Raw genomic sequence first — 17340 nt, 5'->3', positions numbered from 1 at the left:
TTATTAATAAATGTTGATAACTCTGTCGAATTCATAAGTCTTAAACCTTTGTAAATAGTAATAGAAATAGTATCTTGCCTTGTTTTAAAAAAAGGAATAATTATTAATAGAAAATATATATGGCAGACGGAGAAAAGTTAATTCCGATTAACATTGAAGAGCAGATGAAATCTGCATACATCGATTACTCGATGTCAGTTATTGTTTCAAGAGCATTACCAGATGTAAGAGATGGTTTAAAACCAGTGCATAGAAGGGTTTTGTATGGTATGCATGAACTAGGAATTAAAGCAACAGGGGCTTATAAGAAATCAGCAAGAATTGTTGGAGAAGTATTAGGTAAATATCACCCACACGGTGATATATCTGTATATGATTCTATGGTGAGAATGGCGCAAGATTGGAGTGTGCGTTATATGATGGTAGATGGGCAAGGTAACTTTGGTTCTGTTGATGGAGATTCTCCGGCAGCAATGCGTTATACAGAGGTTAGAATGCAAAAAATATCAGAAGAAATGTTAGCTGATATTGAAAAGGACACTGTAGATCATCAATTAAATTTTGATGATACTTTACAAGAACCTACTGTTTTACCAACGCGAATTCCTAATTTATTAGTAAACGGTGCTTCTGGTATTGCTGTAGGTATGGCAACAAATATGGCGCCACACAACTTAACAGAAGTAATTAACGGTACTGTAGCTTATATTGATAATAGAAATATAGAGATAGACGAGTTAATGCAGCATATTACTGCGCCAGATTTTCCTACAGGTGGTATCATTTATGGTTATGATGGTGTAAGAGATGCTTTTCATACAGGTAGAGGTCGTATAGTAATGCGTGCTAAAGCTGTTATAGAAGAAGTAAAAGGACGTGAATGTATTATTGTTACCGAGATTCCTTATCAGGTTAACAAAGCAGACATGATTAAGAAAACTGCTGATTTAGTAAACGAAAAGAAATTAGAAGGTATTGCTAATATTCGTGACGAATCAGATAGAAATGGTATGCGAATTGTTTATGTTTTAAAACGTGATGCCATTCCTAACATCGTCTTAAATAAATTATTTAAATACACACAGCTTCAAACTTCTTTTAGTGTAAACAATATTGCATTGGTAAAAGGAAGACCAGAGCAACTAAATTTAAAGCAATTAATACATTATTTTGTAGAGCACAGGCATGAAGTAATTGTACGTAGAACAGAGTTTTTACTTAAAAAAGCAGAGGCTAGAGCACATATTTTAGAAGGATTAATAATTGCTTCGGATAATATTGACGAAGTAATAAAAATTATTAGAGCTTCTAGTAATGCAGATCAAGCTAGAGAAAGTTTAATTGAAAGATTTGAATTGACAGAGATTCAAGCCAAGGCAATTGTAGAGATGCGATTACGTCAATTAACAGGTCTAGAACAAGATAAGTTACGTGCAGAGTACGATGAAATCATGTTAACTATTACAGATTTAAAAGATATTCTTGCAAACGAACCAAGACGTTATCAGATAATTAAAGACGAGCTTCTTTTAATAAAAGATAAATATGGTGATGAGCGTAGATCTATCATCGAATATGCTGGTGGAGATATGAAAATTGAAGACATGATACCTAATACAAAGGTTGTTGTTACAATTTCTAATGCTGGTTATTTAAAAAGAACAAACTTAGAAGAATATAAAGTTCAGAATAGAGGAGGTAGAGGTCAAAAAGGAGCAACTACAAGAAATGAAGATTTCTTAGAACATTTATTTGTAGGTACAAACCACCAATATATGATGTTCTTTACTCAAAAAGGTAAAGTCTTTTGGATGCGTGTTTATGAGATTCCAGAAGGTGGTAAAAACACAAAAGGTAGAGCGATGCAAAACCTTATTAATATCGAACAAGACGATAAGGTTAAAGCATTCTTAGTTACTCAAGATTTAAAAGACGAAGAGTATATTAATAGTCATTATGTCATAATGGCAACTAAAAAAGGTCAGGTTAAGAAAACTTCATTGGAACAATATTCTAGACCAAGAACTAATGGTATTAATGCAATTACTATTAAAGAAGGTGATGAGCTATTAGAAGCTAAATTAACTACTGGAGATAGCCAAGTTATGTTAGCATTAAAATCTGGAAAGTCAATCCGTTTTGAAGAAGCTAAAACTCGTCCGATGGGAAGAACAGCTTCTGGTGTAAGAGGTATTACACTTCAACATGAAAATGATGAAGTAGTAGGTATGGTTGCTGTAAACGATATGGAAAGTAATATACTAGTTGTTTCTGAAAAAGGATACGGAAAGCGTTCTAAATTAGATGACTATAGAGTTACAAATAGAGGAGGTAAAGGTGTTAAAACTTTAAATACTTCAGAAAAAACAGGAGATTTAGTTGCAATCAAAAACGTAGACGATTCTAACGATTTAATGATTATTAATAAATCTGGTTTAACCATAAGAATGGCTGTAGAAGATTTAAGAGTTATGGGACGTGCAACGCAAGGTGTTCGTTTAATTAATATTAAAGATTCTGATAGCATTGCAGCAGTTGCTAAAGTTGCTCATGATGAAGAAGTAGACGAAGAAGAAAATGCCGAAGAAATAAAAAATGGCACGGAAATTGAAAATGATTCAAGTGAAAATCAAGAATAATTATAAATTTAATATCAGTAAAATGAAAAAACAAATATTAGCGTTAACTGTAGGTTTCTTATCAATGGCTTCTTTTGCGCAAAAAAGCGAATTGAAAACAGCTGAAAAAGCAATTAAGAAACAAGATTATACTACAGCTTTGTCAGCTATAGCTCCTTTAGCATCTATGGAAGCAACAATGGAAGCTAAATATAAAGCAAAATATTACTATTTAAATGGTCAAGCATTGGCTGGTAAAAGTGATTATAAAGGTGCCGCAGATGCATTTAATGCTTTATTTAAATATGAAAAAGAAATTGGTAAGCAGAGATATACAAAAGAAGCGCAACCAATGTTAAATGAATTAATTCAAAAAGCATCTAATTTAGCTATTAAACAATATAATAGTAAAGATTATAAGCAAGCAACAGGTAACTTCTATTTAACATATCTTTTAAGTCCTAAAGACACAAGTTTTTTATATAATGCAGCAATTAGTGCTTCATTATCAAAAGACTATGATGTTTCTTTAAAGCATTACAGAGAGTTAAAAGAAATAGGTTATACAGGTATCACAACTCAATACTTAGCAACAAACAAAAAGACAGGTGCTGTAGAAAACTTAGGAACTAAAACTAATAGAGATACTATGGTTAAGTTAGGTCAATATTCTAACCCTACAGTAAAAGTTTCTGATTCTAAGCAAGCTGAGATTGTTAAAAATATTGGATATATTTTAGTGAATCAAGGTAAGACTGATGAAGCTATTGTAGCTTTACAAGAAGCTAGAAAAGCAAATCCGAAAGATGTTAATTTAATTCTAAACGAAGCACAATTATATATTAAATTAGAAAAAATGGATAAGTTTGGTGCTTTAATGGAAGAAGCAGTAAAGTTAGACCCAACAAACCCAACGTTATTTTTTAATTTAGGCGTTGTTAATGCTAATCAAAACAAAAGTGAAGAAGCAATTAAGTATTATGAAAAAGCAATCGAGTTAAAACCAGATTACGGAGATGCTTACATGAATTTAGCTGTAGCAATATTAAGTGGAGAAAAAGCAATTGTTGATGAAATGAATGAAAATTTATCTAACTTTAAGAAGTACGATGAATTACAAGAAAAGCAAAAAGAATTGTATAGAAAAGCATTACCTTATTTAGTAAAAGCAGATAATATTGAAAGATCTGAAGGTACTGTTAAAACTTTATTGAATATCTACGATACTTTAGAAATGACTACTGAAGCAGATGCTTTAAGACCAATTTATAAAGAAATGAGAGGTCAGTAATAGATTTTAAGATTGATATAAAAAAAATCCGAAACTTTAAAGTTTCGGATTTTTTTTATATCATTTTTTTAATAACTCTTAGCTTGTGTGTATGCTTTTGTAAATCAGCATTAAAAATACCGCTATGATCTAAAGTATCTATTCGAACCTTACCATGAGCATGAATAATGTTATAGTCATTTAAAACAATTCCAACATGAATAATTTCGCCTTCTTCATTATCAAAAAAAGCTAAATCACCAGGTTCGCTTTCTTCTATAAAACTTAATACTTCACCTTGTTTAGCTTGTTCTTTAGCATCTCTAGGTAATTTATATCCAGAAAGTTTATAAACCATTTGTGTAAAACCAGAACAATCTATCCCAAACGGAGTTTTTCCTCCCCACAAATAAGGACTATTTAGATAGGTAAAAGCAATCTTTAAGATTTCTGGCTTAGATAGTTTTTTATCAAAAACAGTGTTCTCATATTTATAATTATAAGAACCTAATCTTAAGTTTCCAATACTAAATTTAGGTAATTGAGAACCTATTGCAATTGTTGTTAAATCGTTGTTTTCTGATGTAACAAAATCTAAAATTTCTCCAGAAAAAGTTAAGGTAGAATTCTCTATAGAATTATAAAAGTCTTCTGTAATTTCTAGGTATTGTTTATTATCAATGTAACCTTCAAAATTATCGAAACTAATACGAATTTTACTCCAGTTTTTAGTCTTTTCAATAATTTGAAAATGTTCACCAAAAAGAATCTGACTAATCATTTCAGATTTGTCAGATTCTTCTGCCCTAACGGGTACAATACTTAAATTACAGATGCCATATAGCATAAATTGCTTATTATTTATTTAAGATTATAATCTTTCAATTACCATAGCACTGGCACCACCACCACCATTACAAATAGCTGCAGCACCAATTTTTGCATCATTTTGCTTTAAAATAGAAGTTAATGCAATTACAATTCTTGCACCAGAAACACCTAACGGATGTCCTAATGAAACTGCACCACCGTTAACATTTACATTTTTATCAGAAATATTTAAAATTTTCATGTTAGCTAAACCAACAATAGAAAAAGCTTCGTTTAATTCAAAATAATCCACATCATCAATAGAAATGTTTGCTTTAGCTAATGCTTTTGGTAGCGCTTTTGCAGGTGCAGTTGTAAACCATTTTGGCTCATGTGCAGCGTCTGCATAACTTTTTATTTTTGCAAGCGGTGTAATGTTTAGTTCTTTTGCTTTTTCAGCAGACATTAAAACCAATGCAGCTCCACCGTCATTAATAGTAGAAGCATTTGCGGCAGTTACAGTTCCTTCTTTTGTAAAAGCAGGTCTTAAAGCAGGAATTTTTTCCATTTTAACGTTCTTGTATTCTTCGTCTTCAGAAAAGATTACAGGTTCTCCGCGTCTTTGAGGAATTTCAACAGGCACAATTTCATCAGAAAATTTACCTTCGCTCCATGCTTTTGCAGAACGCTCGTAAGATTGTATTGCAAATGTATCTTGATCTTCTCTAGAGAAATCATATTCAGTTGCACATTCATCAGCACAAACTCCCATGGCTACTTTGCCATAAGCATCTACCAAACCATCTTTTTGCATTCCGTCTTCCATAGTTATTGGCCCGAATTTAGAACCTTTTCTGGCGTGTTGGTAATGCGGAATAGAACTCATGTTTTCCATACCACCAGCAACAACAACATCTGCATCTCCTAAAGCAATTGTTTGAGCTGCTAACATAATAGATTTCATACCAGAAGCACAAACTTTATTAACAGTTGTACAAGGTACAGATTCTGGTATACCAGCGTAAATGGCTGCTTGTCTTGCAGGAGCTTGTCCTAAGCCTGCAGAAACAACATTACCCATAAAAACTTCTTCTACCAATTCTGGCGATAAGTTTATTTTATTTAAAGCGCCTTTAATTGCAACAGCACCTAATTTTGTTGCAGGTACAGAAGATAAACTTCCCATAAAGCTACCAATTGGTGTTCTGGCTACAGATACAATTACTACTTCTTTCATATGATAATTTGAGTTTATTTTAATATAAGATTGTCTGCTAAATTAATCTTTTTTAATCAATTTGTAAAGGTTTGTTTCTCTTGAATTTCTAACCTTAATTTTTTTACTGTAAGTTTGTATTTATAAGAAAATAAGCATGAGCAATTTTGTAAATAAACTTTATCAAAACAACACCATAATTTTTAAGGTAATATTGTTTTTAATAACCACGATAGCTATTGTGTATTTGTTTCCAAAAGGAGGTCAGTTTAAATATGATTTTAGTAACGGGCAATTATGGAGGTATGATAATTTGTATGCTCCTTTTGATTTTGCAATTCAGAAGTCTGAAGAGGAAATTAAAATAGAAAAAAAGCAAATAGACGCAAATGCTAAATTGTATTTTATTGTTGATAAAACAATAGAGAATCAAGTAAAATCTTCCTTTAAAAATAAAGTAAATAGTTTAAGTACTATTGATACTTTATCAGCAGAAAAAACAAAATTTTTAAAGAATTTAGGGTTAAAGGTTATAGATGAAATCTATAAAACAGGCTTTTTAGAAGTAGTTAGCCAAGATAGAGTTTCTAATAAAGATGAATTAGTTGCTCTTAGAAATAAGAATGAAGTAAAAGATGTTCCTTTTAAAAATTTGTACAATTCAAATAAAGTCTTAAAATCGATAACAAATGGTTTAGATACTGATTTAAATGAATCTGTAAGAAGTCAATTTTTTACAATTTTATCAGAAATTATAAAACCAAATGTAACTTATGACGCCATTTATACAGATAAAGTTATTGATAACGAAACTAAAAATATTTCTTACACAAAAGGAAAAGTTTCTGCAGGTGAGTTAATTATTTTAAAAGGTGATTTGGTAGAAGGGAAGAAATTAGCAATTTTAAATTCTCTTAAAAGTGAATCTGAATCTAATGTTTGGACAGAGTCTAATTATAATTGGATTATTTTTGGATACACCATCTTAGTTGCTTTAGCGTTGTTAATGCTATTGCTTTTTTTACAAAGAAATAGAATTGAAATATTTAACAACAACAATAAAGTAACATTTATTTTCTTCAATGTTTTTTCAATGATATTTATACAAACATTGGTAATAAATTATAATTCAGATTATTTATATGTTGTTCCTTTAAGTGTTTTACCTATTATTTTAAAAGCTTTTTTTGATGCAAGATTGGGTTTATTTACACATGTACTAACCGTACTTTTATTGGGGTATGTTGTACCTAATAGTTTCGAATTTATTTATCTACATATAATTGCCGGTATTGTTACTATTTTAAGTGTATCAGAACTTTATAAAAGAGCAAATTTATTTATTTCGGTTGCACAAATAACAGGAATTTATATGATTACTTACTTTGCTTTTTCAATTATAAAAGAAGGAAATGCATCGCAGATTAATCTAGATTATTTCATGCTTTTTGCCGTAAACGGATTGTTATCTTTTTTAGCAATTATTTTAATTTATATTTATGAAAAAGTTTTTGGTTTGGTTTCTGATGTAACTCTTTTAGAGCTTTCTAATACAAACTCTAAATTATTAAGAGAGTTAAATGAAAAAGCTCCAGGAACTTTTCAGCACTCAATGCAAGTTGCTAATTTAGCAGAAGCTGCAGCAAATGAAATTGGTGCAAACTCGATGTTGGTTAGAACCGGTGCGCTGTATCATGATGTAGGTAAAATGGCAAATCCTATGTATTTCATAGAAAATCAAACTACAGGTGTAAATCCTCATCATGAATTATCACCAAGAGATAGTGCAAAAATAATAACAGATCATGTTATTAAAGGAGTTGAAATAGCAAAGAAATACAATTTACCAGATCGAATTATCGATTTTATAAGAACACACCATGGTACAAGCACTACTTATTATTTCTTAATGAAAGAAAGAGAATTGAATCCGGATAGTGAGGTTGATGTTAAAAAATTTCAATATCAGGGGCCAAATCCGTTCTCAAAAGAAACAGCAATATTAATGATGTGTGATGCAGCAGAAGCAGCTTCTAAAAGCTTAAAAACGCCTACAGCGCAATCTATCAGTGATTTAATAGATAAAATCATCGAAAAACAGATGTCAGACAATCAATTTTTAAATTCAGACATTACTTTTAAAGAAATTGAAATTATAAAAAAAGTGATAAAGAAAAAATTGCTAAACATCTATCACTTAAGGGTTGAGTATCCTGATTAAAAAAAAAGATAAAAAAAAGTAGCAAACAACTTGTAAAATTGTAAATCTAGTATTACATTTGCACTCGCAATTTTAAACAACTGCGGATAAGTTCTAAAACAGGAGAGGTGCCAGAGTGGTAATGGAGCAGATTGCTAATCTGTCGACGGGTAACTGTCGCCAGGGTTCGAGTCCCTGTCTCTCCGCAATTTTTGCTTAATTCTCGGGGTGTAGCGTAGCCCGGTCATCGCGCCTCGTTTGGGACGAGGAGGTCGCAGGTTCGAATCCTGCCACCCCGACACTGTTTTCGTAGAAACATAAAAACTACGGGCTCTTAGCTCAGCTGGATAGAGCACCTCCCTTCTAAGGAGGCGGTCGAAGGTTCGAATCCTTCAGGGCTCACTTAAAGCTTCACAGAAATGTGAGGCTTTTTTGTTTTTTATAGGTTTTGTAAGGGTTTAGAGTACTTTTATGTTCTTTAGTAGATTATCCAAATAATCAAATTAATATTAAATAAGGTATTTTAAAAGTACCCCACTTTTTCTTAAAGTACCCCATATTATATGATTGAACTTTTTAAAAAAAAGGAGTTTATAATTAAGTCCCAATTAGTTCTAAATAAATTTAATTAATTAAGATAAATCTTCTGTAGATGCTGCATTACTCTTAACAGATGCAATACCATTATCTCTACCACTTGTACTTTCATACATTTCACTCGTACCAATAATTTGACCATTACTAGCTTTTAAATTAAAATATGGTTTACCATTAGATGATGTTTTTCTTTCAAATTTAGAATCATCTTGAGAGTTGGTTTTAACTGATGAAATACCATTTTCACAACCTGCTTTTGAAGAGTATCCTTCACTTGTTAAAATTACTTGACCGTTATCAGCTTTTAAGTTAAACTGATACTCTCCATTGGTTCTTTTAGAAATTACAAATTTTCCCATTCTTATAAATTTTTAGATTAATAAAATAAAGGTAGAAAAATTCTATTGATACCCACACAAAAGTTTTACACAATTCATTAACAATCAAAAAGATAATACTATGATATCATATAAATTACATATTCTATTCTATATAGATAAAGTTAAAATAAACCAGAAAGGACAATGTCCTATGAAATGTAGAATTACATATAAAAAAAATAGAAAACAATTTTCTACAGGAATATTTATAAATCCTAATTTTTGGTTAAGTAAGAGGCAGATAGCATCACCACCCAATAGAGAAAACACCATTTTAAACAACAAACTAAGCCTTATTCATCAACAGATAGATAAGGCTTTTTTAATGCTTCAAATCTTACCAAATGACTTTGATGTAGATGATATTTATAGGAAGTATAAGGGTAAGGATTCTAAAGAAGAAATCACCATTTTAGGTGCCTATGATTTACATAATGATAAGACAAAAAAGTTGATAGGAATTGACTTTAATAAACTGTCTTGGAGTAGGTATGTGGAAAGTAGAAGGAAAGTTGCGTTATTTATTACTAAATTCTACAAAACAAAGGATGTTAAATTAAATGACTTAGATTTAAAATTTATTCAAGATTTAGAATATTTCTTTAAAACAGATTTAAAACTAAAACAAGCTACTGTTTATAGAAGCATCCAGCGAGTAAAGAAAATTATTCAGTTTGCAATTTCAGAGAACTATTTGAAGAAAGATCCATTTCATCTATATAAAAATAAGAAACATAAAACAGTTATTATTTATTTGACAGATGTAGAGTTAAAGAAGTTAGAGAAACACAATTTTAGTCAAGTGAGATTACAGCAAGTAAAGGATTTATTTATTTTCTGCTGTTACACTGGTTTAGCATACACTGAAATGTCAACTTTGACAACTAAAAACATAGAAATAGGATTTGATGGTAAAGAATGGATTCAGATGATACGTAAAAAAACGAATAGGAAAATATCTATTCCAATACTACCAAAAGCAAGAGAGATTTTAGATAAATATGATGACAACTTACCAACTTTAAGTAACCAAAAGTTTAATTCATATTTAAAAGAGATTTCGGAGTTAGTTGGTATTAATAAAAAATTAACCCATCATACTGCAAGAAAAACTTTTGCGACAACAGTATTATTATTTAACAATGTACCTATGGAAATTGTATCAGAATTATTGGGTCATTCTAATATGAATGTTACACAATCTCATTATGGGAAAATTGTACAAAAGAAAGTCAGTGATGAAGTTAATAGACTTTATTAAAATAAAAACTCCACTTCTATAGTGAGGTGGAGTAAATTGCTATGAAAAAGAAAAAAGAAATTTCTTTCTATTCAAATATAGTTATTTAAAATCAAATAAATCTCTGACTTCAATATTTAGTGCTTTAGCTAATACAAACAAAGTTGAAATAGTTGTATTTATCTCTCCTCTTTCAATTCTACCTATTTGTGATATTGATATATCGCAATCATTTGCTAAATCTTCTTGTGAAAGATTACAATTATTGCGGAGTCTCTTAAGGTTTAAACCAAAAGCCCTCATAAATTCAATATTCTTAACTTTTATCACATAGTAAAAGTCAATAAACCTGCAATAAATAATAGACGCATATATGCGTTTTTGTAAGTATATTTACTTAAAAAAAATAAAAGTATGAAGAAGTTATTTGTTTTAATATGCTTATTAATATTTTCATGTAAAACTAAACAAGAAAATATTTTTGAAATCATTGATTTTAACGGGCAAAAAGTTGAACCTTTTGTTGAAAAAATGATGAAAGAAGGAAGAATAAGTTATTTTCGTGAAGATTATTCAGAAAATAAAATATACAAATCCTCTATAGAAATAAGAGGTTCAATTCTTCCTGTTTATCTAAAATTTAACGTTAACAAATATGATTTTAATGTTCTAAAACATGTTGAAATATATTATAATAGCGACCCTTTCATAGGGTTTTCAGATTCAGTCTCAGAGTCAAAGTATATAGCACTTAAATATCATATAAATGAAAATTTAGGAAGAATAAAAGATACAGTCATTAATAAAAACGAGAATTTGTTTTTTGAAAAAAGAAAAGATACTGTTTTTCATTTAGAATATGATGAGAAGGATTTTATTTTGAAAAATAAAGAACCTCTTATTATAAGAAGTAAAAATTATCTTCAAGAGATTAAGAAGACGAAAGATACATTAATTAAAAACCAAACAATTAAAAACTTACTAAAATTGAGCCACCCTTATGTTTCTTGGGAAGTGAAAAGAAATAATCTTGTAGAATTTAGCTTAGATGGAGGATATGTGGTTAAACTAGATAAATATGAGTTTAGAACAATTAAGAGTATAAGGTTCAAGGTTTTTATAAAAGATGAGTTTAATGAAATTTTACATGTAACGACACCGATAACATTTGAATTACCTATTAAAATTGATGATAAAATTCCTGCAGGAGTCACCTTTGATGACAATCGAGCTAAGTTTAAACTGAATTATGATAAAAATAATTATAGATATGAATCTTTAGAGAAAGCTCGCTTGTATAGAGATCAAAACTCTGTGAAAATTGAGTCAGAAATTTTAGCTATAGCTTTTGAGGATGGTACAGTATTAAAGAAATAATATATAAAAAAAGAATTATTAGAAATGAAAAAACACCTATTATCAATAGTAATTTTAATAACAACGATAAGTTACGCTCAACTAAAGCCTCTAAAAGAAGCTGATTTATTAACAAAAGAAGTAACTAAAAATACTTCTTTTAAAGTTGATAAGTTTGAATTTAAAATAGAGTGGACAGATAAATTAAGTCATTCTCCTAATTTAGGATATTTAGGGGGTATTAAATCTTTAAAAATATATTCAAAAGGTACATTGATAAATGACTTTAAATCTATAGAAGATGAGGTTGGGCTACAAGAATTTATAATTGATTTTTACGACTTTAATTTAGATGGAACAATAGATTTTAGAATTCGTAGAGAGTGTGGAGGTAGTTGTTATTATAGTTACTATTTATCTAACATAGAATTAAATCAGTTTGAAAACCCCAAAGAATGGGATTATATACGTGTTAGAGCTTTAGATTTTAAAAATAAATTGTTGGCAGACCAAGTTGTAAGTGTAAATGAAGAGGGAGATATTTATAAAGTTACAGGAAACCGATTGATTAAACAGTTGGTAAAAAAATAATGCTTTCATAAAATTTTTATTCTTGACTTTTATTAGGAAGTAAAAATCAAAAAACATTTAATTATTCTTATATACGTTGTGATATTTAAACAAAATTTTAATTATGAAAAAAATTAACCTTATAATAGTAATCATAATATTATGTTCTTGTAAAAGTGAAAGTTTTAAGAACGAACTACCTCAGAATTCAGCCACGTTATTATTAAAAAAAAGAGTATTTGAATTAAATTTATCTGAAAGTTCTGCTAAAAATATAGATGTAGTTAATGGTTTTAGAGGGTTGAAGTTAGGTGTAAATATTGACTCTTTATATTTAAAAGATTGGAAATTAAACAACTATTCATCAGAAATTAATTATTATGATAAAAAGCTTGATTTGTTTCTAGATAATAATACTTTTAAATGTGAAATTTACCTTACATTTTACTTTAATAAACTAATAATGATTGATATAGGTCTAAATGATAATAGAGGTATAGTTAATGAAAAGTATTCAGAAAGTGAAGTAATAAATACATTTATAAAACCTAAATTAATGGAATTGTTTGATAATGTTTTTGGACAGTCAATTAAAATTGAGCAAGGTGTTATAAGTGAACGAAAAATCAAACCCAAAAGGAGTAATTCTGAAAAAAAAGGATATGATAATTTTTTTTTAAAATTAGCTGATGGTTATGATTTAATAGAGATTACTGAAAAAAAATTTTCTAGTGCTAGATATATTAAGCGTCCTTTTGAGTTAGTTATTAATAAATACAAGACAAGTAAAAAGAATAAGAATTATAAAAAAAATAAATTTTCACTCCCAGGAGCACGAATCTATTATAATAATAGAAATAATAAAGAATTATATAGTTATAATGGAAATAAAAATATGCTTAAATTATTTATTGAAAATGAATTTGAACGAAACGATTCAGGCGAAAATACATATTATATAAGCTACAAATTAAAAAATATAAAAACACAAATTAAAGTTTATAATAAAATTGAGACTAAAAAATATATGTTAAGTAAGAAGATGAAAGATTCCATTAATCTTTTTGAGAATAATAGAAAATTAAAAGAAAGAAAAATATCTAAAGACTCTATAAAATTCAAAAAATCATTAGAAAACTTCTAAATTATAAGAATTATTTTTAGCTTTATAATTGTTGTTACTTATCAAAAAAAATAATTTTTTCAAAATTTTTCAAAACTTTTTTTATTAAAAGGGCAAGCTAACCCAATACATCACCCCTCCCTTCATTTCGTTTTGGGTTACCACCCGCCACTTCATTGCGGTCACTCACACTCCTCTTTAGCTTTGGAGGTAGTCTCCAAGTAAAGAATAATCTTTAAAATTTAAGAAACTATGGTAAAAATTGTAGGATTTAAGACCTTTGAAAGAAAAGATGGGTCGGAGTTTTGTGCATTAATTGTACAAGGAGGAATTGAGGCTGTTAAAAGTAAAGAAACAGGAAAAACTTATTTTACAGCAAGAAAAGTAAATGTTGGCTGTACTTTTGACGAGGAAATGTGTGAAAGTTTAATAGGTTCAGATTTTCCAGGAAGCATTCAAAAAGTTGAGGTAGAAGCATATGAATATGCAATAGAAGAGACAGGAGAAATGATTACGCTTACACATAGCTATCAATATGTAAGTGAAGAAGAAAGTGTTGTTAAAAACAATGTTGTAGAAGAAGAATTAGTGTTATAGCTAATTTTTTAGTTAAAATATAATTAGAGAGTTTACAGAAATGTAAGCTCTTTTTTTATGTCTTTTTTTTTAATGAGATACACTCACAAATTAAATTATAAACAATAATATTTAAAATTATGAAATTACAAAAAGCACAAAGACACCAAGTAAAATTAAGATTAGGATTGTCTGGGGCATCAGGTTTTGGCAAGAGCTATTCAGCATTATTACTTGCTTATGGAATTACTGAAGATTGGACTAAAATAGCTGTTATAGATACAGAAAATAATAGTGCTTCATTATATTCTCATTTAGGAGATTTTAATGTGGTTTCTTTAAATCAGCCTTATAGTCCAGAACGATATATAGAAGCGATAAAGCTTTGTGAAGAAAATCAAATGGATGTAATCATTATTGATAGCATTACGCACGAGTGGAATGGAAAAGGAGGTTGTTTACAGATACATGAGCAATTAGGCGGTAGATTCCAAGACTGGGCGAAATTAACTCCAAGACATCAAGCTTTTATAGATGCGATTCTACAGTCTAATTGTCACGTTATAACCACTGTTAGAAAGAAAATGGACTATTCAATGGATAGAGATTCTAGTGGGAAGACAAGGGTTGTAAAGCACGGTTTAAAGGATATTACAAGAGAAGGATTTTCTTATGAATTAACCGTTGATTTTGAAATTATTAATGAAAATCATATGGCTAAAGCAACTAAAGATAGAACAGGTTTGTTTATGGATAAGCCAGAGATTTTAATAACAAAAGGAGTTGGTAGAATGTTAATTGATTGGTGTAACCAAGGTGTGTCTATTGCAGATGCTAAAAAGGAAATAGCAGAATGTACAACAGTTGAAGGTTTAAGACATTTATATCAAAAATATTTACCTCTCAAGAAAGAGCTAAACGATACTATCTTAAATCGTAAGCAAGAGATTGAATCAGTAAAATCAATGATTGTAGAACGAAAAGAAATTATTCATAATAACAAAATATCAGAAAATGGAACTCGTAGCTAATTATAACCCAATAGAAATGATACAAGAAGTATCTCAAGTTGTTCAAAAGTCAGCAAGTAATTTTATAGGAGCAAATACAGTAGAAGTAAGTTTAGAGCATATTCAGAATAAATGCATTGTCCCTGTTTTTGCAAAAGATAACGAAGTTACTATTTCTCATTATGGATTTATAAACTCAGTTAAAGAAGTTGTTAAGTCTGTCTATTCTGATATTGATATAATAACGCCTTCAATAAGAGCTTCACATCAAATAAAAGGTAGAATACCTAGTGCGATTGGTAAACCTGTTAAGGAGTTGTTAGCGCATGAAAAAACTATTTATTATGAGCGAATAGCTTTTATGATAGAAATACCAAATAAGCAAGTAGTGGTTAATGACCAAATATTAAACCTTACAATTGGAGGAGTTAGAGCATATAATCAAGAAAATTTATTTTCTAAAAAATCTATTGAGAAGTTTAAAGTTTTTATAGGTTACAAAAACACAGTGTGTACAAATTTGTGCATCGCTACTGATGGATTGCAATCAGAAATAAGAGTAAGTAGTATTCCTGAGTTACAGGAATGTATTTATAATTTAATTCAGGGTTATGACCAAGAAGCTCATTTAGGTGTTATGGAGAGAATGAGTAAGTTTCAGTTAAGTGAACAGGAGTTTGCTCATTTATTAGGAAAAATGAGGATGTATCATTTTTTAAGTAAAGAGGAAAGAAAAACTAAGTTTCCTTTACAGCTTACAGATTCTCAAATAGGTATAATAACTAAAAATTATTTTACAGATAAGAATTTTAAAAGAACGAATAATAAAATGATAAATCTTTGGCAGGTTTATAATTTATTTACAGAGGCAAACAAGTCATCTTACATTGATACTAATTTAGAAAGAAATGTCAGTGCGTATGAGTTTATCCAAATGCTAGGTTTTTATAGAGAAAATGGACAGAATAATTTCTTTAACCATATAATTATATAGCTTTTTTAATAATAAAGTGTAATTCTAAACTGATGAAATGAATGATAAAGAATTAGCGGAATTTTTAAAATATATTTCTCCTTTTGAAATTTATATAGTTAATAGAGAAAATGAATTAGAGTGTGTAAAGTGCCCTTTTAAAGCTAAAGTAAAGTATAATATTGGGGTTTTAGTAAAAGATGAAATTGTTTTAGTGGATAAAGTAAAAATTACAAAAGATTTAATTTCAGTTTATATAATTAGAAATCAATCTTACTATTGCTATCACTTTGTAATAATTTAAAAATAATGGGAGTCTATGTTGTATTTTGAATGTTGAAACTTTTGAGACTTTTCCTCCTTTATAATTAAAGAAATACTGAAAAAGTAGTCTAGATTATACACAACATATTTATGATGTTATTAATATGTTGTGTATTTTTATAAAAAAACTTGTCATACTTGACGAGATAACTTGTCAACTTTTTACTCTATGAAAAAAATATTAACTTTTGAAGATATATTAAATTCTAATAACTTTTTAAAATTACAAAATACATTTAAATCTTATGATGATAAATGTGGAAGAGTTGATAATTATTTTAAAGCTCCACAAATTGATGATTTTAATATTGTATTCGGAGGAATCAATACAGAAACAGGAAAAAATGTGAGAGTAGAGGAGTTTTTTTACAAAGATTATCTTATTGAAAAAGTGAAATCTATTTATGATTTATATTTATCAGACTTTAATCGTAATTATAAGAAATTAAAATTATCCAATGGAAACATCAGTCTTTATTATAGACAGAAAAAAGAAGAATTAATTTCTTATTTTGAATCGCTTGATTCTTCCACTTATTTACCTATCGTAATTAAAGAATCAATTGAGTTTCAGTTAAGTTTGTGTTTAGAAAAAATTCAAGATATAAGTTTAAAAGATGAGTTGTTTTTAGGAGATAAATTGAATTTTAAAGTAATTAGACAAGATGTCCTTGTTTTATTTTATCTATTGAGAGAAAAAGGACATATAAAATGGCACAGCAATTCAGAACTCAAAGTTATATTAGAAAACAACTTTATGTCATACGACCTTCAGAAAAAAAAATATGTAAACTTCAAAGTAGGTAGAAGTGTTTTTTCTGATTTTAAGAACGGTACTAGACCAATAAATCAATCCATTGAGAGATTAAAGAAAATTTTTTTGGAAGATAATTTCTTTGATATCACTTAGTTTAAGCAGGGGTACATCATTTAGACCCCTATAAACCCTTCCTTTCAAACATATTTTTGCATTAGCACAGGATAAAACTGTCTATTTAAACACTTGCTATAAAAATTTAACAGCAAGTTAAAAGTAGTTATTCCCTGCTAAAAATTAATATGAATTAAATTATTAAA

Annotated in this window: 16 protein-coding genes and 3 tRNA genes; 15 read left to right on the top strand and 4 right to left on the bottom strand. The window is 28.8% G+C overall.

Annotation, left to right across the window (positions count from 1 at the left end; translation table 11 throughout):
- Positions 1–119 precede the first annotated feature (119 nt).
- Together gyrA and WG950_RS04490 are read left to right on the top strand one after the other, a co-directional pair.
- Positions 120–2639, top strand: coding sequence for a DNA gyrase subunit A (gene gyrA, locus WG950_RS04495; RefSeq protein WP_340934400.1), 2520 nt, complete (start codon positions 120–122; stop codon positions 2637–2639).
- A gap of 22 nt (positions 2640–2661) precedes the next feature.
- A complete protein-coding gene (locus tag WG950_RS04490) occupies positions 2662–3909 on the top strand; it encodes a tetratricopeptide repeat protein (protein ID WP_340934396.1) in 1248 nt (415 codons plus the stop codon).
- 55 nt (positions 3910–3964) lie between these two features.
- Here WG950_RS04490 and WG950_RS04485 read toward each other — a convergent pair whose 3' ends face one another.
- Together WG950_RS04485 and WG950_RS04480 are read right to left on the bottom strand one after the other, a co-directional pair.
- Positions 3965–4735, bottom strand: coding sequence for a C40 family peptidase (locus WG950_RS04485; RefSeq protein WP_340934393.1), 771 nt, complete (start codon positions 4733–4735; stop codon positions 3965–3967).
- Between the two features lie 24 nt (positions 4736–4759).
- The gene (locus tag WG950_RS04480) at positions 4760–5935 is read right to left on the bottom strand and encodes an acetyl-CoA C-acyltransferase (RefSeq protein WP_077808857.1); all 1176 of its coding nucleotides are present in this window, start codon (positions 5933–5935) and stop codon (positions 4760–4762) included.
- 136 nt (positions 5936–6071) lie between these two features.
- Here WG950_RS04480 and WG950_RS04475 point away from each other — a divergent pair, with 136 nt between their 5' ends.
- From WG950_RS04475 to WG950_RS04460, 4 genes are all read left to right on the top strand, one after another.
- Positions 6072–8135: an HD family phosphohydrolase gene (locus WG950_RS04475; RefSeq protein ID WP_340934390.1), complete on the top strand. Its 2064-nt coding sequence runs from the start codon at positions 6072–6074 to the stop codon at positions 8133–8135.
- Between the two features lie 101 nt (positions 8136–8236).
- Positions 8237–8320 (top strand) — tRNA-Ser (locus WG950_RS04470).
- Between the two features lie 18 nt (positions 8321–8338).
- A tRNA-Pro gene (locus WG950_RS04465) sits at positions 8339–8413 on the top strand.
- A 29-nt stretch (positions 8414–8442) separates the two neighbouring features.
- A tRNA-Arg gene (locus WG950_RS04460) sits at positions 8443–8516 on the top strand.
- A gap of 230 nt (positions 8517–8746) precedes the next feature.
- Here the strand turns inward: WG950_RS04460 and WG950_RS04455 are convergent.
- A complete protein-coding gene (locus WG950_RS04455; protein ID WP_340934388.1) occupies positions 8747–9070 on the bottom strand; it encodes a YegP family protein in 324 nt (107 codons plus the stop codon).
- Positions 9071–9170: 100 nt separating this feature from the next.
- Between WG950_RS04455 and WG950_RS04450 the strand changes: the two genes are divergently transcribed.
- Positions 9171–10352 (top strand): site-specific integrase, encoded by a 1182-nt coding sequence (locus WG950_RS04450; protein ID WP_340934385.1) that lies wholly within the window; start codon positions 9171–9173, stop codon positions 10350–10352.
- An 81-nt stretch (positions 10353–10433) separates the two neighbouring features.
- Here the strand turns inward: WG950_RS04450 and WG950_RS04445 are convergent, their stop codons facing one another.
- The gene (locus WG950_RS04445; RefSeq protein ID WP_340935234.1) at positions 10434–10634 is read right to left on the bottom strand and encodes a helix-turn-helix transcriptional regulator; all 201 of its coding nucleotides are present in this window, start codon (positions 10632–10634) and stop codon (positions 10434–10436) included.
- 111 nt (positions 10635–10745) lie between these two features.
- Between WG950_RS04445 and WG950_RS04440 the strand changes: the two genes are divergently transcribed.
- The 8 genes from WG950_RS04440 to WG950_RS04405 all read left to right on the top strand — a co-directional run bounded on the left by WG950_RS04440 (position 10746) and on the right by WG950_RS04405 (position 17173).
- Positions 10746–11708: a hypothetical protein gene (locus tag WG950_RS04440; protein ID WP_340934384.1), complete on the top strand. Its 963-nt coding sequence runs from the start codon at positions 10746–10748 to the stop codon at positions 11706–11708.
- 24 nt (positions 11709–11732) lie between these two features.
- Complete coding sequence (locus tag WG950_RS04435) at positions 11733–12278, top strand: XAC2610-related protein (RefSeq protein WP_340934381.1); 546 nt, start codon at positions 11733–11735, stop codon at positions 12276–12278.
- A 103-nt stretch (positions 12279–12381) separates the two neighbouring features.
- Entirely contained in the window at positions 12382–13401 is a 1020-nt protein-coding gene (locus tag WG950_RS04430; protein WP_340934378.1) for a hypothetical protein, read from the top strand.
- A gap of 231 nt (positions 13402–13632) precedes the next feature.
- Positions 13633–13977: a hypothetical protein gene (locus WG950_RS04425; RefSeq protein ID WP_340934376.1), complete on the top strand. Its 345-nt coding sequence runs from the start codon at positions 13633–13635 to the stop codon at positions 13975–13977.
- A gap of 119 nt (positions 13978–14096) precedes the next feature.
- On the top strand, positions 14097–14987 hold the full coding sequence (locus WG950_RS04420) for an AAA family ATPase (protein WP_340934374.1): 891 nt from the start codon (positions 14097–14099) through the stop codon (positions 14985–14987).
- Positions 14971–15960: a DUF3871 family protein gene (locus tag WG950_RS04415; protein ID WP_340934373.1), complete on the top strand. Its 990-nt coding sequence runs from the start codon at positions 14971–14973 to the stop codon at positions 15958–15960. Before WG950_RS04420 ends, WG950_RS04415 begins: the two co-directional genes overlap by 17 nt.
- A gap of 37 nt (positions 15961–15997) precedes the next feature.
- Positions 15998–16243, top strand: coding sequence for a hypothetical protein (locus tag WG950_RS04410; protein WP_340934370.1), 246 nt, complete (start codon positions 15998–16000; stop codon positions 16241–16243).
- A gap of 189 nt (positions 16244–16432) precedes the next feature.
- Positions 16433–17173 (top strand): hypothetical protein, encoded by a 741-nt coding sequence (locus WG950_RS04405; protein WP_340934367.1) that lies wholly within the window; start codon positions 16433–16435, stop codon positions 17171–17173.
- Positions 17174–17340: the final 167 nt, after the last annotated feature.

Origin of the sequence: Polaribacter marinaquae, from assembly GCF_038019025.1 — a bacterium.
Classification (GTDB): domain Bacteria; phylum Bacteroidota; class Bacteroidia; order Flavobacteriales; family Flavobacteriaceae; genus Polaribacter; species Polaribacter marinaquae.
This window is presented reverse-complemented; position numbering and strand designations above follow the sequence as displayed.

What these genes read in the sequence shown, in the direction of transcription:
- gyrA (WP_340934400.1), top strand. Translation starts at nt 120, where the DNA reads ATGGCAGACGGAGAAAAGTTAATTCCGATTAACATTGAAGAGCAGATG.
- WG950_RS04490 (WP_340934396.1), top strand. Translation starts at nt 2,662, where the DNA reads ATGAAAAAACAAATATTAGCGTTAACTGTAGGTTTCTTATCAATGGCT.
- WG950_RS04485 (WP_340934393.1), bottom strand. Translation starts at nt 4,735, where the DNA reads ATGCTATATGGCATCTGTAATTTAAGTATTGTACCCGTTAGGGCAGAA.
- WG950_RS04480 (WP_077808857.1), bottom strand. Translation starts at nt 5,935, where the DNA reads ATGAAAGAAGTAGTAATTGTATCTGTAGCCAGAACACCAATTGGTAGC.
- WG950_RS04475 (WP_340934390.1), top strand. Translation starts at nt 6,072, where the DNA reads ATGAGCAATTTTGTAAATAAACTTTATCAAAACAACACCATAATTTTT.
- WG950_RS04455 (WP_340934388.1), bottom strand. Translation starts at nt 9,070, where the DNA reads ATGGGAAAATTTGTAATTTCTAAAAGAACCAATGGAGAGTATCAGTTT.
- WG950_RS04450 (WP_340934385.1), top strand. Translation starts at nt 9,171, where the DNA reads ATGATATCATATAAATTACATATTCTATTCTATATAGATAAAGTTAAA.
- WG950_RS04445 (WP_340935234.1), bottom strand. Translation starts at nt 10,634, where the DNA reads ATGAGGGCTTTTGGTTTAAACCTTAAGAGACTCCGCAATAATTGTAAT.
- WG950_RS04440 (WP_340934384.1), top strand. Translation starts at nt 10,746, where the DNA reads ATGAAGAAGTTATTTGTTTTAATATGCTTATTAATATTTTCATGTAAA.
- WG950_RS04435 (WP_340934381.1), top strand. Translation starts at nt 11,733, where the DNA reads ATGAAAAAACACCTATTATCAATAGTAATTTTAATAACAACGATAAGT.
- WG950_RS04430 (WP_340934378.1), top strand. Translation starts at nt 12,382, where the DNA reads ATGAAAAAAATTAACCTTATAATAGTAATCATAATATTATGTTCTTGT.
- WG950_RS04425 (WP_340934376.1), top strand. Translation starts at nt 13,633, where the DNA reads ATGGTAAAAATTGTAGGATTTAAGACCTTTGAAAGAAAAGATGGGTCG.
- WG950_RS04420 (WP_340934374.1), top strand. Translation starts at nt 14,097, where the DNA reads ATGAAATTACAAAAAGCACAAAGACACCAAGTAAAATTAAGATTAGGA.
- WG950_RS04415 (WP_340934373.1), top strand. Translation starts at nt 14,971, where the DNA reads ATGGAACTCGTAGCTAATTATAACCCAATAGAAATGATACAAGAAGTA.
- WG950_RS04410 (WP_340934370.1), top strand. Translation starts at nt 15,998, where the DNA reads ATGAATGATAAAGAATTAGCGGAATTTTTAAAATATATTTCTCCTTTT.
- WG950_RS04405 (WP_340934367.1), top strand. Translation starts at nt 16,433, where the DNA reads ATGAAAAAAATATTAACTTTTGAAGATATATTAAATTCTAATAACTTT.